This window comes from Actinomycetospora sp. 2LY8.5 (assembly GCF_057180585.1).
The window spans coordinates 31,897-53,408 of sequence record NZ_JBXUHE010000031.1; the positions used below are offsets into that span (position 1 = coordinate 31,897).

The 21,512-nt window shown below is 73.6% G+C and carries 27 protein-coding genes; 11 read left to right on the forward strand and 16 right to left on the reverse strand.

Annotated features, from left to right (window positions below; genetic code table 11):
* Nucleotides 1–36 precede the first annotated feature (36 nt).
* Genes paaE through paaA form a run of 5 tightly spaced genes read right to left on the reverse strand, consistent with a single transcriptional unit; the run spans nucleotide 37 to nucleotide 4,024 of the window.
* Nucleotides 37–1,149 carry a 1,2-phenylacetyl-CoA epoxidase subunit PaaE gene (gene paaE, locus AC2A1K_RS25995; RefSeq protein ID WP_483899237.1) on the reverse strand — a complete coding sequence of 371 codons (1,113 nt, stop codon included), beginning with the start codon at nucleotides 1,147–1,149 and terminating at the stop codon, nucleotides 37–39.
* On the reverse strand, nucleotides 1,149–1,661 hold the full coding sequence (gene paaD / locus AC2A1K_RS26000; RefSeq protein ID WP_483899238.1) for a 1,2-phenylacetyl-CoA epoxidase subunit PaaD: 513 nt from the start codon (nucleotides 1,659–1,661) through the stop codon (nucleotides 1,149–1,151). Before paaD ends, paaE begins: the two co-directional genes overlap by 1 nt.
* Complete coding sequence (gene paaC, locus AC2A1K_RS26005; RefSeq protein ID WP_483899239.1) at nucleotides 1,655–2,605, reverse strand: 1,2-phenylacetyl-CoA epoxidase subunit PaaC; 951 nt, start codon at nucleotides 2,603–2,605, stop codon at nucleotides 1,655–1,657. The genes paaD and paaC overlap by 7 nt, the downstream gene beginning before the upstream one ends.
* Before the next feature lie 11 nt (nucleotides 2,606–2,616).
* Nucleotides 2,617–3,006, reverse strand: a complete 390-nt coding sequence (gene paaB, locus AC2A1K_RS26010) for a 1,2-phenylacetyl-CoA epoxidase subunit PaaB (protein ID WP_483899240.1) — start codon at nucleotides 3,004–3,006, stop codon at nucleotides 2,617–2,619.
* Between the two features lie 49 nt (nucleotides 3,007–3,055).
* Complete coding sequence (gene paaA / locus AC2A1K_RS26015) at nucleotides 3,056–4,024, reverse strand: 1,2-phenylacetyl-CoA epoxidase subunit PaaA (protein WP_483899241.1); 969 nt, start codon at nucleotides 4,022–4,024, stop codon at nucleotides 3,056–3,058.
* Between the two features lie 508 nt (nucleotides 4,025–4,532).
* On the opposite strand from paaA, the gene AC2A1K_RS26020 reads away from it, so the two are divergent.
* Nucleotides 4,533–4,748 (forward strand): GNAT family N-acetyltransferase, encoded by a 216-nt coding sequence (locus AC2A1K_RS26020; protein WP_483899242.1) that lies wholly within the window; start codon nucleotides 4,533–4,535, stop codon nucleotides 4,746–4,748.
* On the opposite strand, the gene AC2A1K_RS26025 is transcribed toward AC2A1K_RS26020, so the two are convergent.
* From AC2A1K_RS26025 to AC2A1K_RS26040, 4 genes are all read right to left on the reverse strand, one after another.
* On the reverse strand, nucleotides 4,720–4,986 hold the full coding sequence (locus AC2A1K_RS26025) for a hypothetical protein (RefSeq protein WP_483899243.1): 267 nt from the start codon (nucleotides 4,984–4,986) through the stop codon (nucleotides 4,720–4,722). The genes AC2A1K_RS26020 and AC2A1K_RS26025 overlap by 29 nt on opposite strands.
* 147 nt (nucleotides 4,987–5,133) lie before the next feature.
* Nucleotides 5,134–5,598 (reverse strand): ester cyclase, encoded by a 465-nt coding sequence (locus AC2A1K_RS26030; protein ID WP_483899244.1) that lies wholly within the window; start codon nucleotides 5,596–5,598, stop codon nucleotides 5,134–5,136.
* A 9-nt stretch (nucleotides 5,599–5,607) separates the two neighbouring features.
* Entirely contained in the window at nucleotides 5,608–6,663 is a 1,056-nt protein-coding gene (locus tag AC2A1K_RS26035; RefSeq protein ID WP_483899245.1) for a phenylacetaldoxime dehydratase family protein, read from the reverse strand.
* 222 nt (nucleotides 6,664–6,885) lie between these two features.
* A complete protein-coding gene (locus AC2A1K_RS26040; RefSeq protein WP_483899246.1) occupies nucleotides 6,886–7,548 on the reverse strand; it encodes a TetR/AcrR family transcriptional regulator in 663 nt (220 codons plus the stop codon).
* Nucleotides 7,549–7,837: 289 nt separating this feature from the next.
* Between AC2A1K_RS26040 and AC2A1K_RS26045 the strand changes: the two genes are divergently transcribed.
* The 3 genes from AC2A1K_RS26045 to AC2A1K_RS26055 all read left to right on the forward strand — a co-directional run bounded on the left by AC2A1K_RS26045 (nucleotide 7,838) and on the right by AC2A1K_RS26055 (nucleotide 10,782).
* Nucleotides 7,838–9,415 carry an AMP-binding protein gene (locus tag AC2A1K_RS26045; RefSeq protein WP_483899247.1) on the forward strand — a complete coding sequence of 526 codons (1,578 nt, stop codon included), beginning with the start codon at nucleotides 7,838–7,840 and terminating at the stop codon, nucleotides 9,413–9,415.
* Between the two features lie 297 nt (nucleotides 9,416–9,712).
* The gene (locus AC2A1K_RS26050) at nucleotides 9,713–10,441 is read left to right on the forward strand and encodes an alpha/beta hydrolase (RefSeq protein ID WP_483899248.1); all 729 of its coding nucleotides are present in this window, start codon (nucleotides 9,713–9,715) and stop codon (nucleotides 10,439–10,441) included.
* 173 nt (nucleotides 10,442–10,614) lie between these two features.
* Nucleotides 10,615–10,782 carry a hypothetical protein gene (locus AC2A1K_RS26055; protein ID WP_483899249.1) on the forward strand — a complete coding sequence of 56 codons (168 nt, stop codon included), beginning with the start codon at nucleotides 10,615–10,617 and terminating at the stop codon, nucleotides 10,780–10,782.
* A gap of 10 nt (nucleotides 10,783–10,792) precedes the next feature.
* On the opposite strand, the gene AC2A1K_RS26060 is transcribed toward AC2A1K_RS26055, so the two are convergent.
* Nucleotides 10,793–11,590 carry an enoyl-CoA hydratase/isomerase family protein gene (locus AC2A1K_RS26060; protein WP_483899250.1) on the reverse strand — a complete coding sequence of 266 codons (798 nt, stop codon included), beginning with the start codon at nucleotides 11,588–11,590 and terminating at the stop codon, nucleotides 10,793–10,795.
* 89 nt (nucleotides 11,591–11,679) lie between these two features.
* On the opposite strand from AC2A1K_RS26060, the gene AC2A1K_RS26065 reads away from it, so the two are divergent.
* Together AC2A1K_RS26065 and AC2A1K_RS26070 are read left to right on the forward strand one after the other, a co-directional pair.
* Entirely contained in the window at nucleotides 11,680–12,744 is a 1,065-nt protein-coding gene (locus AC2A1K_RS26065) for an NAD(P)H-dependent flavin oxidoreductase (protein ID WP_483899251.1), read from the forward strand.
* Between the two features lie 25 nt (nucleotides 12,745–12,769).
* Nucleotides 12,770–13,189, forward strand: a complete 420-nt coding sequence (locus AC2A1K_RS26070; RefSeq protein WP_483899252.1) for a hypothetical protein — start codon at nucleotides 12,770–12,772, stop codon at nucleotides 13,187–13,189.
* On the opposite strand, the gene AC2A1K_RS26075 is transcribed toward AC2A1K_RS26070, so the two are convergent.
* Nucleotides 13,147–13,656 (reverse strand): class I SAM-dependent methyltransferase, encoded by a 510-nt coding sequence (locus AC2A1K_RS26075; RefSeq protein ID WP_483899295.1) that lies wholly within the window; start codon nucleotides 13,654–13,656, stop codon nucleotides 13,147–13,149. The two genes, AC2A1K_RS26070 and AC2A1K_RS26075, sit on opposite strands and share 43 nt — an antisense overlap.
* Nucleotides 13,657–13,740: 84 nt before the next feature.
* Nucleotides 13,741–14,022: a hypothetical protein gene (locus AC2A1K_RS26080; RefSeq protein WP_483899253.1), complete on the reverse strand. Its 282-nt coding sequence runs from the start codon at nucleotides 14,020–14,022 to the stop codon at nucleotides 13,741–13,743.
* A 115-nt stretch (nucleotides 14,023–14,137) separates the two neighbouring features.
* On the opposite strand from AC2A1K_RS26080, the gene AC2A1K_RS26085 reads away from it, so the two are divergent.
* Nucleotides 14,138–14,320 carry a MerR family DNA-binding transcriptional regulator gene (locus AC2A1K_RS26085; RefSeq protein ID WP_483899254.1) on the forward strand — a complete coding sequence of 61 codons (183 nt, stop codon included), beginning with the start codon at nucleotides 14,138–14,140 and terminating at the stop codon, nucleotides 14,318–14,320.
* Between the two features lie 155 nt (nucleotides 14,321–14,475).
* Nucleotides 14,476–14,778: a hypothetical protein gene (locus AC2A1K_RS26090; RefSeq protein WP_483899255.1), complete on the forward strand. Its 303-nt coding sequence runs from the start codon at nucleotides 14,476–14,478 to the stop codon at nucleotides 14,776–14,778.
* Here the strand turns inward: AC2A1K_RS26090 and AC2A1K_RS26095 are convergent.
* The 3 genes from AC2A1K_RS26095 to AC2A1K_RS26105 all read right to left on the reverse strand — a co-directional run bounded on the left by AC2A1K_RS26095 (nucleotide 14,762) and on the right by AC2A1K_RS26105 (nucleotide 17,354).
* The gene (locus AC2A1K_RS26095) at nucleotides 14,762–15,304 is read right to left on the reverse strand and encodes an HAD family hydrolase (protein WP_483899256.1); all 543 of its coding nucleotides are present in this window, start codon (nucleotides 15,302–15,304) and stop codon (nucleotides 14,762–14,764) included. The genes AC2A1K_RS26090 and AC2A1K_RS26095 overlap by 17 nt on opposite strands.
* Nucleotides 15,305–15,625: 321 nt before the next feature.
* Nucleotides 15,626–16,540: a sulfite exporter TauE/SafE family protein gene (locus AC2A1K_RS26100; protein WP_483899257.1), complete on the reverse strand. Its 915-nt coding sequence runs from the start codon at nucleotides 16,538–16,540 to the stop codon at nucleotides 15,626–15,628.
* Nucleotides 16,541–16,817: 277 nt separating this feature from the next.
* A complete protein-coding gene (locus AC2A1K_RS26105; protein WP_483899258.1) occupies nucleotides 16,818–17,354 on the reverse strand; it encodes a hypothetical protein in 537 nt (178 codons plus the stop codon).
* A 118-nt stretch (nucleotides 17,355–17,472) separates the two neighbouring features.
* On the opposite strand from AC2A1K_RS26105, the gene AC2A1K_RS26110 reads away from it, so the two are divergent.
* Both AC2A1K_RS26110 and AC2A1K_RS26115 read left to right on the forward strand, forming a co-directional pair.
* Nucleotides 17,473–18,165, forward strand: coding sequence for a response regulator transcription factor (locus AC2A1K_RS26110; protein ID WP_483899259.1), 693 nt, complete (start codon nucleotides 17,473–17,475; stop codon nucleotides 18,163–18,165).
* Nucleotides 18,162–19,571 (forward strand): sensor histidine kinase, encoded by a 1,410-nt coding sequence (locus AC2A1K_RS26115; protein ID WP_483899260.1) that lies wholly within the window; start codon nucleotides 18,162–18,164, stop codon nucleotides 19,569–19,571. Before AC2A1K_RS26110 ends, AC2A1K_RS26115 begins: the two co-directional genes overlap by 4 nt.
* Here the strand turns inward: AC2A1K_RS26115 and AC2A1K_RS26120 are convergent.
* Nucleotides 19,549–20,337 (reverse strand): PP2C family protein-serine/threonine phosphatase, encoded by a 789-nt coding sequence (locus AC2A1K_RS26120; protein ID WP_483899261.1) that lies wholly within the window; start codon nucleotides 20,335–20,337, stop codon nucleotides 19,549–19,551. The two genes, AC2A1K_RS26115 and AC2A1K_RS26120, sit on opposite strands and share 23 nt — an antisense overlap.
* 348 nt (nucleotides 20,338–20,685) lie before the next feature.
* Between AC2A1K_RS26120 and AC2A1K_RS26125 the strand changes: the two genes are divergently transcribed.
* Nucleotides 20,686–21,420 carry a TSUP family transporter gene (locus AC2A1K_RS26125; RefSeq protein ID WP_483899262.1) on the forward strand — a complete coding sequence of 245 codons (735 nt, stop codon included), beginning with the start codon at nucleotides 20,686–20,688 and terminating at the stop codon, nucleotides 21,418–21,420.
* Nucleotides 21,421–21,512: the final 92 nt, after the last annotated feature.

The following is a 21,512-nucleotide window of genomic DNA, read 5'->3' on the forward strand; positions in this document are numbered from 1 at the left end:
CCTTTCGATGGTCCGGCTGCGCTCCGCTGGCGCGTCCTACACGTCGTAGTCGACGGTCACGTCGTCGGAGACGGGGAGGGCCTGGCAGGTCAGCACGAACCCGGCGTCGACCTCCTCGGGCTCGAGCGCGAAGTTGCGGCGCATCGTCACCTCGCCGACGGTGACCTGCGCGCGGCAGGTGCCGCAGACGCCGCCCTTGCAGGCGAACGGTAGGTCGGAGCGGGCGCGCTGGGCGGCGTCGAGCACGGGCTCGGTGCGCGGCAGCGTGAGCACCGAGGAGCGCCCGTTGACGATCACCGTCACGGTGGCGCCGGTGCCCTCGTCCTCGACGGTCTCGTCCTCGGCGCGGTGCACCTCGGGCGGGGGCTCTCCGTCGGTCGAGACGTAGAAGAGCTCGCGGTGCACCCGACGGCGCTCGACGTCGAAACCGGTGATGACCTCGGTCGCGGCCTCGACCATGCCGAGTGGCCCGCACAGCCACCAGTGCGCGACCTCGCCGACCGGCACGAGCGCGCCGACCAGCGTGCGTAGCCGGTCCGCGTCGAGACGCCCGTTGAACAGGTCGGCGGCGGTGGGCTCGCGGGAGAGCACGTGCACCAGCTGCAGGCGCGGGCCGTAGCGGTCCTTGAGGTCGGCGAGGTCCTCGCCGAACATCACGGTGTCGCTGCGGCGGTTGCCGTAGAGCAGCGTCACCTGCGTGTCGCGGTACGAGGCCAGCACGGTGGCGGCGATCGAGAGCACCGGCGTGATCCCGGAACCCGCGGCGACGAGCACGTGGTGCTCGCCGGGCGCGACCTCCGGGCTGAAGCGGCCCTGCGGCGGCCCGACCTCGAGCTCGTCACCGGCGGCGACGCGGTCGACCAGCCAGGTGGAGAACAGGCCCTCGTCGACCCGGCGCACGCCGATGCGCGGCGCGGCACCCTCGGGCGCGCAGATCGAGTACGAGCGGCGCTCCTCGCCGTCCTCGGTCGCCAGGCGCAGCGTGAGGTACTGGCCGGCGCGGAAGCGGTAGTCGTCGTCGAGGTGGTCGGGTACCTCGAACCTGACCGCCACGGCGTCGTCGCAGAGCCGCTCGACGTCGGCGACGCGCAGGCGGTGGAAGCCCGGCGCGGTGTCGGTCGTGACGGTCACGGTCAGAGCGGCCGTCATCAGATCTCCTTGACGTGCTCGAACGGCTCACCGCACGACCGGCAGCGGCGCAGCGCGGTGCAGGCGGTGGGCCCGAAGCGGGAGGTCTCCTCGGTGTCCGCCGCACCGCACTGCGGGCAGGCCACCGTGCGTGACGGGGCGACCAGCGTCAGCGGCACCGGGCCGCCCGCCGGGCGCGGCCCGAGACGGTCGGGCGGGGCGACACCGGCCTCGGCGAGCTTGCGGCGGCCCACGTCGGAGATCCAGTCGGTGGACCACGGCGGGCTGAAGGTCGTGCGGACGTCGACCCGCTCGTGCCCGGCGTCGTGCAGCGCCCGCCGGACGTCGGCGCGCATCTCGTCGAGTGCGGGGCAGCCCGAGTAGGTCGGGGTGAGGGTGACCCGGACGACACTGCCCGTACCGTCCTCGATGACCTCGACGCCGCGCAGCACGCCGAGGTCGGCGAGGGTCAGCATCGGCATCTCGGGGTCGACGACGTTCTCCGCCGCGACTCGTGCTGTGGCGGTCACCATGTCGCCTCCGGGTGCGCGCGGGCCAGCGACTGCATGACGGCGAGGACGGTGCCGAGCGACTCGGTGTGCACGCCGTCGCGGCCGCCCCTCCCGCCGACCAGGCCGACCGCGGGGCGCTCGGGGCGCGTCAGTGTCGCGGCCGGCAGGACCTGGTCGAGCACGGCGTCCACGTCGGCGCGCAGCTCGGCCGGGTGGACGGCGACGCCCGCGTCGGCGAGGCGGCGCTCGACGTCGTGAGCGAGGAACAGCTCCTCGACGAACGGCCACACCGCGTCGAGGCCCGCCTGCATGCGGACGCGCGACAGCTCGGTGCCGTCGCCGAGGCGCAGCGTCCACTGGGCGGCGTAATCGCGGTGGTAGGTCAGTTCCTTGACCGCCTTGCCCGCGACGGCGGCGAGCACCGGGTCGCGGCTCTCGGTCAGACGCTGCATCAGCGCGAGCCGCGACGAGGACAGGACCAGGATCCAGGCGATCGTGCGGCCGAAGTCGCCGAGGTCGGTCTCGACGAGCATGACGTTGCGGAACGCACGGTCGTCGCGGAAGTAGGCGAGGACGTCCTCGTCGTCCTGGGGGCCCACGCGGAACGGCTCGGCAGCGCCGAGATGCCCGGCGCGCGAGAGCAACACGCGCGCCTGTCCGAGCAGGTCGAGCGCGATGTTCGCCAACGCGACGTCCTCCTCGAGCTCCGGGGCCTTCGCGGTCCAGCCGGCCAGGCGCTGCGAGGCGACGAGCGCATCGTCGGCGAGCATGAGGCAGTAGGCGGCGAGGTCGTCGCGGTCGACGCCGTCGGGCACCGGGGCGGTGATCGCCGTGAGCGCAGCGGTGCCCGCGTCGAACCCGGTGCCGAAGGCCCAGCGGCCGTCGTCGTCGGCGGTCGCGAGGGCCTCGTACACGTTGCCGTCGTGCTCGGCGGGGTTGGTGTCGTCGTGGTGGCTGTGCATCATCGGCGGGGCAATCAGAGGTGGGGGACGTCGTCGGGGATGTCGTAGAACGTCGGGTGGCGGTAGACCTTGTCGCCCGACGGCGCGAAGAACGGGTCCTTCTCGTCCGGGCTCGACGCGGTGATCGCGTCGCCGCGCACGACCCAGATGCTCACGCCCTCGTTGCGCCGCGTGTAGAGGTTCCGCGCGTTGTGCAGGGCCATCGTGTCGTCGGGCGCGTGCAGCGACCCGACGTGCACGTGATTGAGCCCGCGCTTGCCGCGGACGAAGACCTCGTAGAGCGGCCAGGTGGCCTTGGGAGACGAAGCGGAGCGGAGCTCGACCCGATCATTCGGTGTGCCCCGCCCGAGATCGCGGGCGGGGTCGCCCTCGACGTGCGCGGTGGTGTCGTCGGCCATGCTCACGACCCAGCTCCCCTATCGGCGTGCTCCCCCTGATGCGTCGTGTCACGGCTCATGCCGCCGGAGCCTCCTTCGCCGCGTGCTTGGCCGCGTAGGCCGCGGCCGCGTCCCGCACCCACTGGCCGCCCTCGTGGGCGGCGCGGCGGTTGGCCAGGCGCTGGGCGTTGCACGGCCCCGCACCTTTGACGACCTGCACGAACTCGTCCCAGTCGATGTCGCCGAAGTCGTGCGACCGGCGCTCGTCGTTCCAGCGCAGCTCCGGGTCCGGGAGCGTGACGCCGAGGGCCTCGGCCTGCGGGACGGTCATGTCGACGTAGCGCTGGCGCAGTTCGTCGTTGGTGTGGCGCTTGATCCGCCAGGCCATCGACTGCCGGGTGTTCGGCGAGTCGCCGTCGGCGGGGCCGAACATCATCAGTGAGGGCCACCACCAGCGGTCGACCGCGTCCTGGACCATCGCGCGCTGCGCCTCGGTACCGCCCATCAGCGCGCGCAGCAGCTCGTAGCCCTGGCGCTGGTGGAACGACTCCTCCTTGCAGATGCGCACCATCGCTCGCGCGTAGGGCCCGTAGCTGGAGCGGCACAGCGGCACCTGGTTGACGATCGCGGCGCCGTCGACCAGCCAGCCGATGACGCCGATGTCGGCGAAGGTCAGCGTCGGGTAGTTGAAGATCGACGAGTACTTCTGCTTCGAGTCGATCAGCTTCTCGGTGAGCTCGCCGCGGTCGACCCCGAGCGTCTCGGTCGCCGAGTACAGGTAGAGCCCGTGGCCGGCCTCGTCCTGCACCTTCGCGAGCAGGATGGCCTTCCGCCGCAGGCTGGGGGCGCGCAGGATCCAGTTGCCCTCGGGCTGCATCCCGATGATCTCGGAGTGCGCGTGCTGGGCGATCTGGCGGATGAGCGTCTTGCGGTAGCCCTCGGGCATCCAGTCGCGCGGCTCGATCCGGCCCTCGGCGGCGACCGTGCGGTCGAACTCCGCCTCGAGTTCCGCGGTGTCGACGCGCCGGTCCTCGGTCACCGTCATCGGTGGCCACCTCCGTACCGAATGTTCGTTCGGTCGTGATGGTGGCGCACGAGGGGCGGACTCCGCAAGCGCTCGGCGGGGTGGACCGCTCGGCGGGGCGCTCGCTCGGCAGGGCGCTCGCTCGGCGGGGCGCTCGCTCGGCGGAGCGAGGGACGCCCTGGGTGCGTGGGACGCAGCGAGGGACGCCCTCGCTCCTCCCCGGCGGGCATGATCGCCGGCACGGACGTGCTCGCGACGCTGGGCGACGGGTCGTGGACGGTGCGCCGGGCGCGGGCCGACGACCTGCCCGCGTTGGTCGGGCTCGTCGCCGCCGATCCCGTGAGCGCGGGGCGGGGCGACGCCGTCGACGACCTCGCGCCCTACGCGGCGGCGTTCGCCGAGATCGACGCCGACCCCGCCCACCTGCTCGTCGGCCTCGACGAGGCCGGCGGCGCCGTCGCCGGCACCCTGCAGCTCACCGTGTTGCCGAGCCTCGGGCGGGGGAGCGCGGCGCGGGCAGCTCGAGTCGGTGCACGTCGACGCGCGGTGCCGAGGTCGCGGGTACGGCGGGCTGCTGGTCGGTTGGGCGGTCGAGGAGGCCCGGCGGCGCGGTTGCGGGCTCGTCCAGCTCACGAGCGACGCGTCACGGGCCGACGCGCACCGGTTCTACGAGCGCCTCGGCTTCACCGCGACGCACCGGGCGACAAGATGGGGCTTCAAGCAGGACCTGACGTCCCGTCGATGAGCTCGTCGAGCGTGACGTAGAGACCCGGCTCGCCGGTTCGCTCGCTGCGCTCGACCGCCGCGCGCGCCCGCTCTGCGATGCGCCCGATCTCGTCGGCCGCGACCACCCGTGTCTGCAGCACGGTGCCGTCGCCGTCGGTCAGGGTGACCGCGACGAGGCCGGTCTCGGGCTGCTCGGAGAACTCCAGCGGCACGTCGTCGAACCTAGTGGTGCCGACGCGCCGCAGCGAGGCCCGCATCGACTCACACGGCCTCTACCGGCGGGAGCTCCGGGGTCGGCTGCCGGCGCGCACTGTCCGAGCGGCCCCGCGAGCAGAGCGGGACAGGTGCCGGCAGGTCGGGCCGCCACTGCCGTGTCCGGCCTCTCGGAGGAGAGCCGGCCGGAGTCAGCCGGCGACCTCCTTGGATGTCGGTGGCCTCGCTGCGGTGAGCGGGTCTGCGACGGTGGCCAACTCGGCGATGCGGCCGTCGACCACCCGACCGAACACTCCTTCCGACCAGGTCACTTCGGCGTGGCTGGGCGCGAGCCCGCGGAAGGTGTCGACGTGCTGCCCGCGGAAGGTCACTCGCGCCGCGAGGCGATCGACGGTGCGACCTCTGCCCACGACGTGGCTGTCGAGCTCGTACAGCAACCAGCCTCCTTCCACCGAAGAGTTGAGGTCGGTGAACGCCCCGCGCAGGGCATCGACGACGCCGGCGAACTCGGTCGGGCCGCGGACTGGGCGGCGCTCCCCGCTGATGTGGCCCACGAAGTCCGGAGCCAGGAATTCGGTGATCCGTTGCAACTGGCCTGCGTTGACGACCTGGTCATAGAGGGAACAGAGCAGTGCTTTGTGGGCGAAGGGGGTCATGGTCTCATTTCAGTCGGTCGCGGCGACGGGTTCGTCGACCTGCGCGAAGAACGGCAGCAGTCCAGTGCTGCCGTGGCAGTTCACATACTCGGCCGAGAACTCGTCGGGCTGCAGGATGTGCGCTTCCGCCCAGATGAACAGGCCCATGGTGATGCCTGCGTCGGCGAGCTCGGTCGCCGCGCCCATGAAGGCGTTGTACAACGCGAGGTGCGACGGCTGGGTGCGGGCGGCGTGCTCGAGGTGGCCGAGAGTGAGGAAATAGGCGAACTGGCTCGCCTTGCGCAGCTCCGTTCCGGTCTCGACGTCTTGTTCGATGGTGTCGGTGATCGAAGCGCAGCCGCTGGTGCGCGGGTTGGTGGCCAGGTAGGAGATCCATTTATCGCTGGCCGGCTTCAGGAGCTCGTCCCAGAGCTCCTGCTCCTTCGGTTCGTCGATGTGGCTGGTGTCCGCGCCCTCGCGGACAAAACACAGGTTCTGCGGGGCGGCGACCGAGACCCGGCGGCCTCGGGTGTGGAGCTGTCGCGCGGCAGACAGTTCGACGAGCGAACTGGTGAAGTCGTCGCTGTGAGAGCTGATCATCCTGTCCCGGTAGCCACCCCAGTAGCCGAATTTGTCCGTGCTCTCGGAGGGCAGGATGGAGGTGATTCCGACCTGGTGCGGGCCCACCCCGAAGTAGTGGAAGCGACCGGAATGCGGGGTCAGCACCTCGCGCCAGTACCCGGTTCCCGGGTCATTATCGGGCAGCGACGTCCACCACCGCGAGAACGGCTCGGAAACAAGAAACTCATGTGCTCCGCGCGCCTCCGACCAGTAGGCTAGGAGAATCGTGTTGTGCCCGGTTTCCGGGTCGTGGCGGTGGCAGCGTTCGACCTTTCCGGGACCGCCGGGGGCGGCGAACATCTGGCGCATGCTCGTGAGAAAGGATTCGGTTCGGCCGTCGTCATGGGTCTGGACGCCGAACAGAGCGAAACCGATGTCGTCGGTGCCCGTAGGGAAGCGGACGATGCGGCCCGGACCTTCGGTGGCATCTCCGACGGTGGCGGGTTCGGCTGAGGACGCGGACATGCGGTTTCCTTCATGGCGGCTCGGCGATGTACGGCCCGCACGCTAGGGAGCTGGATCGATTCACGTCAATAAGAGTCGACTCATCAACGTGTTGCGATCGTGTGACGCGCCGCGCCCGTGACCTCGGTCGGGATTCGCAATCACCGTCGGCGCCGCGGCCACGGACCCGGCGTGGCTCTCGCGGAGCACGAATTCAGCCGCCGCCCGGGGACGGCACCGGCCCTACGTCGGCCGGCCGTCGGGCGCAGCTGGCTGGGCGAGGAGACCTTCGAACGCCATGCGGTCGACCTCGGCGACGAGCTCGGACACGTCGACACGGCCCGGGCGGTACCACTCGACGAGCGAGTTCACGAGCCCCGAGAGCAGGCGGGCGGCGACGGCCGGGTCGATGCCGGCGCGCAGCTCCCCGGCGGACGACGCCTCGCGCACCAGCGTGGCGATGGCGGCGTCGAACTCCCGGCGCCGCGCCAGCGCCCAGCGCTCGGTCTCGGTGTTGCCGCGCAGGCGCAGCAGCAGTGTCACGTGCGGCAGCTCGGCGACCAGCACCTCGACCTGGCGGCGCACGATGTGGCGCAGGCGCGTCAGCGGGCTGCCCGTCGACGCGGCGGGCTCGTCGAGGATGCCGAACAGCCCGTCGAGCGCGCGCTCGAGCGCCGCGCGCAGCAGCGCCTCCTTGCCGCGGACGTGGTGGTAGAACGACGACTTCGTGATGCCGGCGGCCGCGGAGAGGTCCTCCATGCTCGTGGCGTCGTAGCCGCGCTCGTTGAACACCCGCGCGGCGACCTCGACGAGACTCGACGGGTCGTACGTCGGCCGGGACCGCCGCTCCCGGGCGGCCCCCACCGGTCGCTCGTCCTCGCGGGCGGGGGGACGCGTGCCGGTCACGCGGGGGAATCTACGTCCCCGACCGCCCCCGGGGGCCAGAGGCGGGCCGGGGGTCTCGCGGGCCGGGGTCCCGCGTGCCGGGGTTGGCGCGCCGAGGTTCCGATCGAAGGGCCCCTTCGGTCGAATAGACGGGCGAGGGGTGCCTTTCGCCGGAACACGGTCCTGGCGCCGGAGGCCCCGCACGCAGCATCCTCGTTCCTGGCTGCGTGGGGCAGGTCACTGCTACCGTCGAGCCGACCGAACGATCGTTCGCCTGCGCCACCACGCAGCGTGTTCCCCGGAGTGTTCGATGACGACGCCCGAGACCCTCCACGACCTCGCGCCGGCGGGCGACGCGGGCAACGCGACCCGCACGATGGGTACGCCGCTGCGCCGCGCCCTCGCCACCGCCCGCGAGCGCACGGCGGTGGTGTGCGGCGAGCAGACGGTCAGCTACGCGGAGCTGGCCGAGCGCATCGCGCGCCTCGGCGGGCTGCTCACGCGCCTCGGGCTCGGGCCCGGCGACCGCGTCGGCGTGCTCGGCGCCAACTGCCACCGCTACCTGGAGCTCTACCTGGGCCTGCCCAGCCACGGGCTCGTCATCGTCCCGCTCAACGTGCGCCACACCGCGGCCGAGCGGAGCTATGCGCTGCGCGACGCCGGGGCGCGCGTGCTGTTCGCCGACCGCGCGCTCGACGGCCTCGACCCCGGCCTGCGCGTGATCGACACCAGCACCGAGTACGAGACGCTGCTCGCCGACGCCGAGCCCACCGCCCCACTGCGCGAGCCGCGTGAGCACGACCTCGCGGGCATCTTCTACACCGGCGGCACCACGGGCGCGGCCAAGGGCGTGATGCTCACGCACGGCAACCTCGTCGCCAACGCCTTCCACTTCATGGCCTGCTGGCCGTTCACCGCGGACACCCGCTGGCTCGTGGTCGCGCCGATGTTCCACGCGGCGGGCACGATCGCCGCGCTCTCGACGGTCTGGGCCGGCGGGATGCAGGTGATGTGCCCGGCGTTCACGCCCGACGGCGTCCTCGACCTCGTCGAGCGCCACGGCGTCACCGCGACGCTGGTGGTGCCGACGATGATGGACGCGCTCGCCGTCGAGCAGGCCGCGCGGCCACGGACGGTGACGAGCCTGCGCTGGCTCTCGCACGGGTCGTCGCCCGCCGCGGTCGAGCTGCTGCGCCGCACCCATGCCGCGTTCCCTCAGGCCGAGATGCTGCACATCTACGGGCTGACCGAGACCTCGCCGATCGTCACCCTTCTGCCCGGCGAGCAGCACCTGCTCGACACCCCGCAGGCGCGCTCGTGCGGGCGCGCGGCGGTCGGTGTCGAGGTGATCGTCGTCGACCCGACCGACCGCACCCCGCTCCCGCCGGGCACGGTCGGCGAGGTGCTGATCCGCGGCGCCAACGTCACCGCCGGCTACTGGAACAAGCCCGAGGAGACCGCCGCGGCGCTGCGGCACGGCTGGTTCGCGTCCGGGGACCTGGGTCTGCTCGACGACGGCGGGCATCTGTTCCTCGTCGACCGCGCCAAGGACATGATCGTCTCGGGCGGCGAGAACGTGTACAGCGCCGAGGTCGAGAACGCGCTCTTCGCGCACCCGTCGGTGGTCGAGGTGGCCGTGTTCGGGGTGCCGCACGAGCGCTTCGGGGAGTCGGTGCACGCCGTCGTCGTCCTGCGCTCGCAGCCCGAGGACGCCGAGGCCTTCGCCGAGGAGCTCGTGGCCCACTGCCGCCGGGCGATCGCGGGCTACAAGGTCCCGCGCAGGATCGAGACTCGCGTGGAACCGCTCCCGAAGTCGGGCGCGGGGAAGATTCTCAAGCGGGAACTACGCGCGGTGTTCTGGACGGAACGGGAATCGCAGCTGACGTAGCGCGGGGTTTTCGCAGCGAACGGGCGGTTCGCTGCTTCTATGCGCCCGAAGTCCCCGTTCGCGCCCCGGACACGGCGCCCCGGACACGGCGCCCCGGACACGGCGCCCCGGACACGGCGCCCCGGACACGGCACCCCGGACGGGCCCGGGTCCCCCGCCGACGTCGGGCACCGGCACGATCCTCGAGCCGAAACTACGCGCCGTGATCCGGTCGGAACGGGATTCGCGGCAGACGGAGGGCCGCATCCGTGAATAGGCTCGACCCGCAGGAACGGTGACACGCGACGGGGGTCGGAAATGCCGGAAATCACGATTGTCCTGGTTCACGGAGCGTGGGCGGACGGATCGAGCTGGAATCCCGTGGCGCGCGAGTTGCGGAATCGCGGGCTGTCGGTCCTCACGCCGCCGAATCTGTTGCGCGGGGTGACCACCGATGCTCCGTACGTCACCTCGTTCGCCAAGCAGCGCACGAGCGGTCCCGTGGTCCTGGTGGGCCACTCGTACGGCGGCTTCGTCGTCACGAACGCCGCCGCCGGGGCCGGTGACGTGCGGGCGCTGGTCTACGTGGACGCGTTCATCCCCGACGCGGGGGAGACGGTCTTCCAGATTCTCGGCGGTTCGGGTTCCGCCCTCGACGTCCCCGATCCGACCACCGTGCTCGATCTCGCGGGATATCCGGGCGCGCCCGAGGGCGATGTCGAGGCCTTCCTCAAGCCCGCCACGGTGCACACCGCCTTCGCGCAGGATCTGCCCGAGGACGATCGGTGGCGGATCATCGAGAGTCAGCGTCCGATCACGCTGAGTGCGAATGTGACACCTGGAACGGAAACGGCGTGGAAATCGCTGCCGAGCTGGACCGTGGTGGGCACCGAGGACCTCGTCATTCCGCCGAGTGCGCAGCGCCGGATGGCCGAGCGGGCGGGGTCGACGATCACCGAGGTGGCGGGCTCGCACGTCTCGATGGTGTCGAACCCCAAGGCGACGATCGACGCGATCCTCGCCGCCGCGGAAGCCGCCGGCGCCTGAGCTGGACAGACAGCGCCTGGCTGTCCGGACGGAGACGATCGCCGGCCCGTTGAGCGGGGGGCGCGCGTGCCCGAGTCCGCTCGGCCGCACGCGGGTCCGCTTGCCGTCACGGTCGTGAGCGGTGCCACTCCAGGCCCGATACTGCAGGCTCCGACCGAAGGAGGCCCGACACGATGCTCGCCATCGCCGCGGCGGTCGTGTTCCTCACCGCGCGGATCTTCGAGGTGTCCGGCTTCGTGATCAGCGTGTTCACCCCGACGGTGCTGCTCACGCTGGGAGCCATCGGCATCGCGCTGCACCTCGCCGGCATCGGCCACCGTCGGAGAGCGCCGCTGCGCTGACGGCGGGGTCTCAGTGACCCGTGAAGGTCGGCTTCTCCTTCGCGAGGAACGCCTCGACCGCGTTGCGGTGGTCCTGGGTCTTGGCCAGACGCGACTGGGCCGCGCCTTCGTGCTCGAGCACCGTCGGCAGCGACGAGACGGTGCCCAGCGCGATCGCCGTCTTGATCTCGGCGTAGGCCGCGGTCGGACCCGAGGCGAGCTTGCGCGCCAGGGCGAGCGCCTTGTCGTCCAGCTCCTCGGCGGCGACGACCTCGCGCACGACGCCCCAGTCGCGCGCCGACTCGGCGGTGAACGTATCGCCGAGCATGAGCAGATCGGTGGCCCGGGAGGCGCCGACGGCGTGGGCGAGCGTCGCGGAGAGCCCGGAGTCGCCGCCGAAACCGATACCGGCGAACGCCGTGGCGAACCGCACGCCGGCCGCGGCCAGGCGCAGGTCGCAGGCCAGCGCGAACCCGAGGCCGGCGCCGACGCAGGTGCCGCCGATGGCCGCGATCACCGGCTTCGGCATCGTCGCGAGCGCCGAGGTGATGCGGTTGTAGTGCTCGGGCACGGTGCGCATGGCGTCCGGGTCGCCCGAGCGCAGCGTCTCGGCGTGCTCGCCGAGGTCCTGTCCGACGCAGAACGCGGGCCCGGCGGCGGCGAGGACGACGGCGCGCACGCTGTCGTCCTGCGCGACCTCCTCGAGGGCGTCGCGCAGCGCCACCTTGAGCTCGGTGGTCAGCGCGTTGCGACGGTCCGGGCGGTTCATCCGCACGACCGCCACGGCCGCCTGGTCGTCACGGGTCACCTCGACCGCGTCGTTCGTCATCGAACGCACTCCTCTCCGGCCCCGGTTCGTCCGGGCGTGGGGATCATGCTGCCCGCCCGCCGACGGCGGGGACAGGGGAGGGTGGGGCCATGACGACGGTGTCAGCAGTGTCGGGGCGGGTCGCCGCGTTCTGCGAGCGCTACGGGCTCGACGTCCCGATCATCCAGGCGCCGATGGCGGGCGCCTGCCCTCCGGAGCTGGCCGTGGCGGTCGCGGAGGCCGGCGGAATGGGCGCGACCGGGGCGGTGCTCGACAGCCCCGCGAAGATCGACGAATGGGTCCGGCGGTTCCGCGAGGGCTCGTCGGGTCCGTTCCAGATGAACCTGTGGATCCCCGACGCGCCGCCGGCCGGGGACGGCGGCGAGGCTGCCGCGCGCGCTTTCCTGGAGCGGTACGGCTCGCCCGGTCGGCCCGCCGGACCGTCGCCGGTGTTCGCCGAGCAGGTCGACGCCCTGATCGACGCTGCGCCGACGGTGATCTCGTCGATCATGGGCCTGTTCGACCCACCGACGGTCGAGCGCATCCACGCGACGGGCATCGCCTGGTTCGCGTGCGCGACCACCCTCGACGAGGCGCTGGCCGCGCAGGACGCCGGCGCCGACGCGGTGGTCGCCCAGGGCGTCGAGGCGGGCGGGCACCGCGGGACGTTCGACCCCGTGGCCGCCGAGTCCACCGGCGTCGGGCTGCTCGCGCTCGTCCCGCAGCTCGCGGACGCGCTGACGGTGCCGGTGGTCGCCAGCGGCGGGATCACCGACGGTCGCGGCGTCGCGGCCGCCCTGACGCTCGGGGCCGGCGCGGTGCAGGTGGGCACGGCCTTCCTGCGCTCGCCGGAGATCGGGATCGCGGCGGCATGGTCGGAGGCCCTCGGCGCCGCGGCCCCCGAGACCTCGGTCCTCACCCGGGCCTACTCGGGGCGACCCGGCCGCGCGCTGCCGACCCCGTACATCCGGGCGTGGACCGAGGCCGGCGCGCCGCCGCCCGCTCGCTACCCGGTGCAGCGCGCGCTGGTCGGGGCGTGGCGTCGCGGTGAGGTCGCCGGTGTCGACCTCGTCAACCAGTGGGCGGGCCAGGCCGCCCGCCTCGCGCGGCCGGAGCCTGCGGGTGTGATCACCGAGGATCTGTGGCGCTCCGCGAGGGAACTGCTCGGACTCTGAACCGGACATCGCGGACACTGGTGGGGTGCGCCTGCTCCCCGCTCGACACGCTGCGCCGGCCACCGGCACGCTTCTGGCCGCTCAGGCCGTCTTCCCGACCTGCCTGGCCGCGGGCGTGCCGTGGGGTCGCTTCGCGTACGGCGGGGTCCACCCCGGGCGGCTCCCGCAGAACCTGCGGCGGGTCAGCGGGGTCGCCGCGCCCGTCTACGCGTGCTCGGCGCTCGCCGTCGCCTCCGAGGCGGGGTCGCCGCGGCTCCGCTCCGCCGGGCTGACCGGCCTGGCCGCCTTCATGGCCGTCGGCACCGTGCTCAACGGGGTCTCGCGCTCGCCCGGCGAGCGCCTGGTCTGGACACCGTTCTGCGCGGCGACCGCGGTGCTTGCCTGGGCCGCGCGTCCGACGGATCAGGACACGCGGGCGACCAGCGTGATCACCGGCGGCCGGTAGGGCTCCATCACCGGGGCGACCGCCGCGATCGCTGCCCGTCGCAGCTCCGTCCGCTCGGCCTCGGGCCGCGCCGCCAGCCAGGCGGCGACGTGGGCCTGGCCGAGGCGGTAGTCCACGAGGTCCTCCGCCCGCTCGACCCCGACGTCGGCGGTGTGCTCGGTGACGACGACGTCGGCCAGCCCGGCGGTGTCGGCGGCGTCGCGCATCGCCGCCACGTCGCCGAGCAGCGGCGCCTGCACCGTTGTGAGGTGGGCGTACCAGCCCGGCGGCGTGAACCCGGCGTCGGCGACGACGACGTCGATCCGGTCACGCACGGCGCGATGCGCCGTCCCGGCGGCGGGTGACGTCGCGAGGATCGCCCCACCGGGCCGTGTGACGCGGGCGAGCTCGCGCAGCGCAGCCGTCGGGTCGTCGACGTGGTTCAGCACGAACGCCGCGACCGCGTCGTCGACGCCGTCGTCGCGCAGCGGCTCACTGTTCCCTCAGAGACGCCACAGAGCTGCGTCATCCCCGATCAGCAGAGTGATCTCCACGGAGCGGGGGAGTGCACGTCAGCCTCGCGATCGGTCCGGATCGAGCTGGGTGACCAGGCGGAGGTCCCACGCCTCGGGCCACGGGGCGGACCGCCGGACCCGCTCGTAGATCCAGGCGGTGAAGCCCTCGGCCACGAGGGTGCGCGCGAGCTCCACCAACGCCGCCAGGTCGTCGGAGTCGTGCTGCGCGTGGTCGTTGCGGGCAGGGGTGTGCAGCGGCCCGCGGAACCGCCGGGCGTCCAGCCGGTAGCGCCGGGGACCGCCCGGCCCGGGTAAGTCTCGGTCGTCGGTGTCGCTCATGTCGCCGACTGTAACGTCATCGGCGACATCAACGACAGAGAAGTCATCGAAGAAAGTGGCGCCACCGGCGTTGTTGCCGTCTTTCGGACGACAGCGGCGACATAGGGTGACCGGTATGCCGCCGTCCGATCTGGTGTCGACGCCCGAGGCCGCCAAGGCCCTCGGGGTCAGCCCGCGCACGCTGCAGCGATACGTGAAGGCGGGGCTCGTGACGCCCGAGATCACCCTGCCGTCGGGCCAGTACCGGTGGAACGTGGCCAAGCTGCGTCGGCAGATCGGGATCGCCGAGGAAGGCTGAGAGCCCGCTCCGGCGTGTCGGGCGAGCCACCGTGGGGCGTTCCGACACTCGGCGTCAGCGCTCGCCCACCGCGGGCGCGGCAGCACGTTCTCTCGAGCGGCGTTGTCGGTGGGCCCGTCTAGCGTCGATCCCGGTCACGACGAGGGGAAGACGCCATGATCGAGCGCGATGCGGTGCCGTCCGGGCCGTTCCAGACCGAGCCGTTCGACCTCGGTCGCGTGCTCTCCGCCGGGAGCTCGGGCGACGAGGTCGTGCGCCGTAGCGAGCGCTGGCTCGTGGGCGTGCTCGCCGAGGCCGAGGTGGAGCTCGGCGCCGCCGATCGGGAGATCGCCGCGCTCCTCGCCGCCGACGGCTGGTCGGTCGCGCAGGTGGTCGGGGGTTGGGTGCGGCGTGCCGGGCGGGAGCCGGTGCGGGTGGCGCGCGAGCTGGTCGCGCCGGGCGTCACGCGCGTGGGCTGAGCAGCGCGAGCACGTCGCCCAGGCCGCGCTCGCGCTCCCGCTGCTCGCCCGCGAGCACGAACGCGCGCAGCCCGGCCGCCGCGGCGCCCCCGTCGCGGCGCGGATTGTCGCCGACCATCAGGGTCCGGCGCGGGTCGACGCCCAGGCGCGCGCAGGCCGTGCGGAAGAGCTCCGGGGCCGGTTTCTCGAGCCCTTCCTCGCAGGAGAGCACCCAGGTGCCGACGAGGCCGTCGAGCCCGGCGACCCGGGCGTGGCCGCGGATGTCCCAGCCGATGTCGCTGACCACGCCGACCGGGACGCCGCGGTCGGCCAGGGACTGCAGGAAGGGGCCGGTGTCGGGGTAGGGCAGCCACGAGTCCTCGGCGATGACGCGCGCCTGGGCGGCGGCCTCGATGCCCTGCAGGTACGCCACGCGCGAGAACCACGCCAGCATCGCGCGGTGGTGGGCGTCGGCGTCGAGGTCGCGCCCCTCCTGCGCGGCGATCACCTCGGGCTCGGCGGCCGCCGCGTCGAGGGCGGCGAGCACGGCCTCCGGGTCGTCGAGGCTGCGGCCGGTGTCGTCGGCGACGCAGCCACTCGTCGGTGGGGATCATGCGGAAGAGCGTGTTGCTGAAGTCGCACAGCACGGCCTCGAGTGGTGGCATCGGCGCGGCCCGGTCCTCGGCGGACGGGCGGTAGGCGGCGGGGAGGTCGAACAGCGCGCGCACGCCCCCCATGATTGCCCAGCGGGGCGACGGGCCGGGCGGGTGTCGCTCAGTTCGGGAAAGCGCATCTCCACGCCCACGGTTCCGGCGAAGGGTGACCCTCGCTCATCGACGCGAGCGATGGGGCCCTTCGGTCGGAACGGTCAGCCGGTGGAGGCCGGGGTGCCGTCCTCCTCGACCACCGCGGGCTCGGCGAGCGCGCGCTCGCGACGGGCCGTGCGCACCGCGACGACGATGGCCGCGATCCAGAGCACGGCCAGCACGATGAGGACCGGGGTCACGATGCTCGACGACACGTCGATCCCGTTCAGGAACGTGCGCGTGTTGGTGATGATGATCAGGCCGCCGGCGGCGGTGCCCAGCACCCGGGCGGGCAGCAGCCGGACGATGTAGGCCGCGAACGGTGCCGCGATGACACCGCCGATCATCAGGGCCAGCACGACCGTGAAGTCGATCTCCTCCTGCCCCAGCGCGAACAGGAAGCCGATGCTGGCGGCGAGGGCGACGACGAACTCGGAGGTGTCGACCGACCCGACGACCTTGCGCGGCTCGAGTCGACCCGAGGCGAGCAGGCTCGACGTGGCCACCGGGCCCCAGCCGCCGCCACCGGACGCGTCGAGGAAGCCGGCGACCAGCCCGAGCGGGCCGAGGAACTTCCCGCCGGGACGCGGGCCCGACACGACGCGCTTGGCGATCGCGCGGGAGCTGAAGCGCAGCAGCACGTAGACGCCGAGCAGGAGCAGGACGAGCGCCATGTAGGGCTCGGCGCTCTCGGTGAGGTTGACCAGGACGTAGGCGCCGAGGACGGCGCCGATCGCGCCGGGCAGCGCGAGGATGCCGACGACGCGCCAGTCGACGTTGCCGAAGCGCCAGTGCGAGGCGCCGGACGCCAGCGTGGTGCCGACCTCGGCGAGGTGGACCGAGGCGGAGGCGATGGCAGGCGCCGTGCCCACCGCGAGCAGGACCGACGTCGACGTGACGCCGTAGGCCATACCCAGCGAGCCGTCGACCAGCTGGGCGATCAGGCCCGCGAGGGCGAAGAGCAGGAACGCGCGCACAGGGATTCCTCGGGAGGTGGCGGGGCGCGGGCCCGCGCGCCCTCGTTCCGGGGCACGTCAGGACCCGGCCGGGGTGCGGACCCGCGACCGGACGAGAGGTGGACGGTCAGCGGCGGGGCGTGCGACACCCGGCCGAGGAGACGCGGAGGAGATCCACGTGCGCACGGCGCACCAGAAGGACCCCCGCATCGGACATGGGGCTCATCGTCACACGTCGGCGTGACAACCGACAGCGATCGTACTCACCGCAGTGACGGTCGCCACACCGACGGGGTGGTCAGCCCGGCACGCCGGGCTGGGCGGGCTGAGCAGGCGCGGGCGGGGCCGGCGCGGGCTGGGCGGGCTGGGCGGGCTGGGCGGGCTGCCCGGGCTGGGTCGGCTGTGTCGCCCCGGGCACGGTCTGGACCGTCGCCCCCGGCGCCACCTGCACCGTCGCGCCGGGCTGGACCTGCACGACGATCGGGCCGGACGCGCTCCGCTCACCCCGATTGGGCCCGCCGGGAGCACCGGGGCCGTGCGGCCCGCGCCCCTCGGCACTCGTCCCCGGACCGCCTCGCGGCCCGTCTCCCCGGGGCCCGTCGCCCCGGGTCCCGCCGCCGACCGTGGTCGCCAGCACCGCGCCGGAGAGCAGGACACCGATCAGGACACCGACGACGCCGGACACCACGACGGCGGTGCGCCGGGTCCAGCCTGACGGACGGGTGGTCCGCTGCCATCGGGTGGGCGGCCCTGACGGGTTCTCGGACGTCGGCCGGGTCGGCGGGTCCTGGTCCGGCGTGCCGGCGCTGCCGGGCTGGGGGTCCTGGTCGCTCATCGTCGGTGTCTCCACTCCTGTTCGGGGACCACCGACGATGGGCACGACGCCTGAACCGCTCCTGAAACGGGCCGGGTCTTCAGCGACGGTTCAGGACCGGCGGGCCAGGATCCCCGACGTGACCGGGACCTGGGATACGGCGGCGCGCGTGGTCGTCGTCGAGGACGAGGCGGCGATCCGCGATTCGGTCGTCGACGCGCTCGGCGACGCGGGCTTCCGCGCGGTCGGTCGCGGCGACGGCTCGGGGCTCGAGGAGCTGCTCGACGGGTTCCGACCCGACCTCGTCGTCCTCGACGTGATGCTGCCCGGCCGCGACGGCTTCGCCCTGCTCGACGTGGTGCGGGCCCGCAGCGACGCCGGCCTCGTGCTCCTCACCGCACGCGACGCCCTCGCCGACCGCCTGCACGGCCTCGACGGCGGCGCCGACGACTACGTCGTCAAACCGTTCCTGCTCGCCGAGCTCGTGTCGCGGGTGCGCGCCGTGCTGCGGCGGCGCGGGCGGGTGCCGACGGCCATGACGATCGGCGACCTCGTCGTCGACGACGAGGCGGGCACGGCCACGCGGGCCGGCGCCGTCCTCGACCTCACCGCCACCGAGCTGCGCCTGCTGCGCTACCTCGCCGAGCAGCGCGGGCGGACCGTCACCAAGAACCAGATCCTCACCCAGGTCTGGGGCTACGACGCCTACGACCCCAACCTCGTCGAGGTCCACGTGTCCGCGCTGCGCCGCAAGCTCGAGGCGCACGGGCCCCGGATCGTTCACACCGTGCGCGGCCTGGGCTACGCGCTGAAGCCGGGGGACGGGGCGTGACCGCGAGCCTGCGCGAGCGCTGGACCTCCGGGCGCTCGCTGCGGTTCCGCGTCACCGCGCTCGTGCTGCTCGTCGTGGCGCTGGCGCTGGTCGTCATCGGCGTCGCCGTCGACCTCTCCCTCGACGCTCAGCTGCGTCGCGACCAGCAGAGCCGCCTCGACGACCGCGCCGCCCGCGCGGGTCTGCTCGTCGCGTCCGGGACGACCGGGACGGCGCTCGTGGACGCCGTCGACGGGCAGGGCATCCGGGCGGTCCTGCTCGGCGCCGCGGGCCGGCGGGTGGTGGCGCCGACCGACGACGACCCCGGCCCGCCCGGGCGCCCACCACGAGGGGGACCCGGCCACGGACGCCCGGGCGGCGCGGACCTCGCGCGGACGGTGGCCGTCCCCGACGGCACGCAGCTCCTTCTCGAGGTCGCGCCCGGCGAGAACGACGCGGTGCTGGCCCGGCTGCGCGTCGTCATGACCGGTGTCGGGGCGATCGGGCTCGGCGTCGTCGCGGTCGCGCTGCTCGCCGTGGTGCGGGTGGCGCTGCGACCCCTCGACGACATGACCGCACTCGCCAACGACATCGCCGCCGGAGACCGGGGTCGCCGCCTGCATCCCGAGCGCACCGACACCGAGCTGGGCCGCACCGCCACCGCCTTCGACTCGATGCTGGACGCCCTCGAGACCGCGCAGGTCCGCGCCGAGGACGCAGCGACCGAGGCCCAGCGGTCCGAGGCGCGCACCCGGCGCTTCCTGTCCGACGCCGCCCACGAGCTGCGCACCCCCGTGACCGGCGTGCAGACACTGGCGGAGTCGCTCGTGCGCCACCCCGACGCCGACCTCGCCCGCCGCGAGCGGATCGCCACCACGCTCGTGCGTGAGACCCGGCGGGCCGGCGCGCTCGTCGCCGACATGCTCGAGCTCGCCCGCATCGAGGACGGCGCCGCGCTGGAGCGTCGCGAGGTCGACCTCGCCGAGCTCGCCGCCGCCGAAGCCGAGCGCACGGCGCTGCTCGCGCCGGCGCTGACCGTGCGGGTCGAGGGCCCACCGACCCCGGTGCGAGCCGACCCGTCACGGATCGCCCAGATCCTCGCCAACCTCCTCGAGAACGCCCGTCGGCACGGTCCGGCCGACGGCACGGTGCGGATCGAGGTCTCCACCCATGACGGGAACGCCGTGCTCGACGTCGTCGACGAGGGGTCCGGCATCCCGATCGAGGACCGCGAGCGCGTGTTCGACCGGCTCGTGCGCCTCGACGACGCCCGCACGCGGGATGCCGGCGGGGCCGGGCTCGGGCTACCCATCGCTCGGGCCCTCGCCCGCGCGCACGGCGGCGAGCTGGAGGTCGCGGACAGCCGAGACAGCACGGACAGCAGAGACGGCGCCCGCCTCCGGCTCACGCTCCCGCTGACCCCGTGAGCGCTGACCCCGTGAGCGCCGACCCCGTGAGCGCCGACCCCGTGAGCGCTGACCCCGTGACCACCAGGGCCGTCGCGTTGTCGGTGGCCCCGGCCGCCTCGGCGAGCCCGACGATCCGCTCGGCGCACCCGGTGGCGCTCCCGCCCCCGGCGAGCGCCGCGGCCAGGGCGGGCGCGGCGACGCTGCGGTGCACGCCGTCGCTGAGGAGCAGGAGCGTGCCCGGGTCGTCGACCACGGCGACGCCGACCTCCTGCGGCCGCATCGTGCGAGTGCTCACCGTGAGCACGTGCTCGAGGCGCGGGTGCACGGTCAGGCCGCGGGAGCGCAGCTCCGCGGCGACGGTGTGGTCGGCGGTCAGGGAGCGCAGCGTGCGGCCGTCCCAGGCCAGCGCCCGGCAGTCGCCGACCCACGCGAGACGCCAGCGAGGGTCGCCGGCACCGGGCCCGAGGACGACGACGGCCGCCGCGTCGCCGGGCACGAGGTCGTGGGTGCTCGTGAGGAGGTCGTGGGCGGCGAGCAGGGCGACGTCGGGGCGACCCTCGAGCGCGGCGACCCGCACGGCGTGGTCGGCGACCAGCCGGGCCGCGAAACCGGCGGCCTCGGAGTCGCCCACGCCGTCCGCGACGGCGACGGCGAGACGCCCGGGCGCCGACCGGTAGGACGCGGCCGCGTCCGCCTGGTGGCGGCGCGGGCCCTGCCGAGAGGCCCACCCGTCGGGACGATCGTCGTGCGGAACGGGGCGGTCGACGGTGGCGGCGGCGTTCACGGCGTCCTCCTCGCTCGGGCGGACGTCCCTCGGCGTCCTGCTCTCCAGGGTCGGTGCCGACCCTGTTCCCCGCCTGTGAACAGGGTGAGGACTCTGGCGAGATCATGAGGTGGCTCTGATGGAGCAGTGAAGACCCCTGCCCGTCGCTCTCCGTGTTCACGTTCGCTTCGCCCCGCCGGGGAGCACGCAGTACCGGTACCGGCGCCGGCCGGACCACGACGCTCCTGGTGCAGGTCACCAGCGTCGAGGCGACACGGTGTCGTTCGACATCACCCCGCAGTGACACACGTCCTGCGCACAGGCGCTGACCCACGGTCATCATGACCGCATGACGCCGCCGTCCCCGCCGTGCCCGTGAGCGCGGTGGGGACGGCGGCGCTCGTCGTGGGCCCGGTCCTCCTCGGCGCGGTCACGCAGCGCACGACCGGGCTGGGCCTCGCGCTCGTCGGCGGCCCGTTCCTGGTGGCGATCCTGGGTCCGCGCGACGGGGTGTCGTTCGGCAACGCGCTGCAGGTCGTCCTCTGCCTGATCGTCCTCATCCGCACCTACCGGGGTGTCGACGTGCGGGCCACGGGACTGCTGCTGGTCGGAGTCGTCGTCGCCGTGCCGCTCGGCGCGCTCGTCGTCGACGCCCTCCCCGAAGGCCCGCTGCTGGTCGTCGTGGGCCTGCTCGCGCTGGGCGCCGTCGCGCTCTCGCTCGTGCCACGGCTCGGTGCGCGGCTGGACGGGACGTCAGGCGCGGTGGGCGCAGGCGCCGTCGCCGGGTTCGTCAACGTCACGGCCGGGGTCGGCGGTCCGGCGCTGTCGGCGTTCGCGCTGGCGCGCCGCTGGAGCATCGAGGTCTTCGTCCCGACCGCGCAGGTCGTCCTGCTCGTCGTCAACCTCCTCGCGCTCGTGAGCAAGGGTCCGCCGGCGCTCGGCGGTGTCGTCTGGTTCACCGGGCTGGCCGGGATCGCGGTGGGCGTCGTGCTCGGCGACGTCGTGCACCGGCGCCTGCCGGCGGAGACGGCTCGTCGGGCCGTCGTCGTGCTCGCCTTGGTCGGGGCACTCGCCACGGTCGTCCGGGGGCTGCTGGTGCTCTGACGGTCCACTCCGGCGGGTGATCAAGCGATCGCGCCCGGTGGACAGGTCCGACCATCGCGGGCACAGTGATGAGTGCCACCCGCAGCTTCACC

Coding starts and splice junctions, on each gene's coding strand:
- paaE (WP_483899237.1), bottom strand. CDS start 1,149: ATGACGGCCGCTCTGACCGTGACCGTCACGACCGACACCGCGCCGGGC.
- paaD (WP_483899238.1), bottom strand. CDS start 1,661: ATGGTGACCGCCACAGCACGAGTCGCGGCGGAGAACGTCGTCGACCCC.
- paaC (WP_483899239.1), bottom strand. CDS start 2,605: ATGATGCACAGCCACCACGACGACACCAACCCCGCCGAGCACGACGGC.
- paaA (WP_483899241.1), bottom strand. CDS start 4,024: ATGACGGTGACCGAGGACCGGCGCGTCGACACCGCGGAACTCGAGGCG.
- AC2A1K_RS26025 (WP_483899243.1), bottom strand. CDS start 4,986: ATGCGGGCCTCGCTGCGGCGCGTCGGCACCACTAGGTTCGACGACGTG.
- AC2A1K_RS26030 (WP_483899244.1), bottom strand. CDS start 5,598: ATGACCCCCTTCGCCCACAAAGCACTGCTCTGTTCCCTCTATGACCAG.
- AC2A1K_RS26035 (WP_483899245.1), bottom strand. CDS start 6,663: ATGTCCGCGTCCTCAGCCGAACCCGCCACCGTCGGAGATGCCACCGAA.
- AC2A1K_RS26045 (WP_483899247.1), top strand. CDS start 7,838: ATGACGACGCCCGAGACCCTCCACGACCTCGCGCCGGCGGGCGACGCG.
- AC2A1K_RS26050 (WP_483899248.1), top strand. CDS start 9,713: ATGCCGGAAATCACGATTGTCCTGGTTCACGGAGCGTGGGCGGACGGA.
- AC2A1K_RS26055 (WP_483899249.1), top strand. CDS start 10,615: ATGCTCGCCATCGCCGCGGCGGTCGTGTTCCTCACCGCGCGGATCTTC.
- AC2A1K_RS26060 (WP_483899250.1), bottom strand. CDS start 11,590: ATGACGAACGACGCGGTCGAGGTGACCCGTGACGACCAGGCGGCCGTG.
- AC2A1K_RS26065 (WP_483899251.1), top strand. CDS start 11,680: ATGACGACGGTGTCAGCAGTGTCGGGGCGGGTCGCCGCGTTCTGCGAG.
- AC2A1K_RS26080 (WP_483899253.1), bottom strand. CDS start 14,022: ATGAGCGACACCGACGACCGAGACTTACCCGGGCCGGGCGGTCCCCGG.
- AC2A1K_RS26085 (WP_483899254.1), top strand. CDS start 14,138: ATGCCGCCGTCCGATCTGGTGTCGACGCCCGAGGCCGCCAAGGCCCTC.
- AC2A1K_RS26090 (WP_483899255.1), top strand. CDS start 14,476: ATGATCGAGCGCGATGCGGTGCCGTCCGGGCCGTTCCAGACCGAGCCG.
- AC2A1K_RS26105 (WP_483899258.1), bottom strand. CDS start 17,354: ATGAGCGACCAGGACCCCCAGCCCGGCAGCGCCGGCACGCCGGACCAG.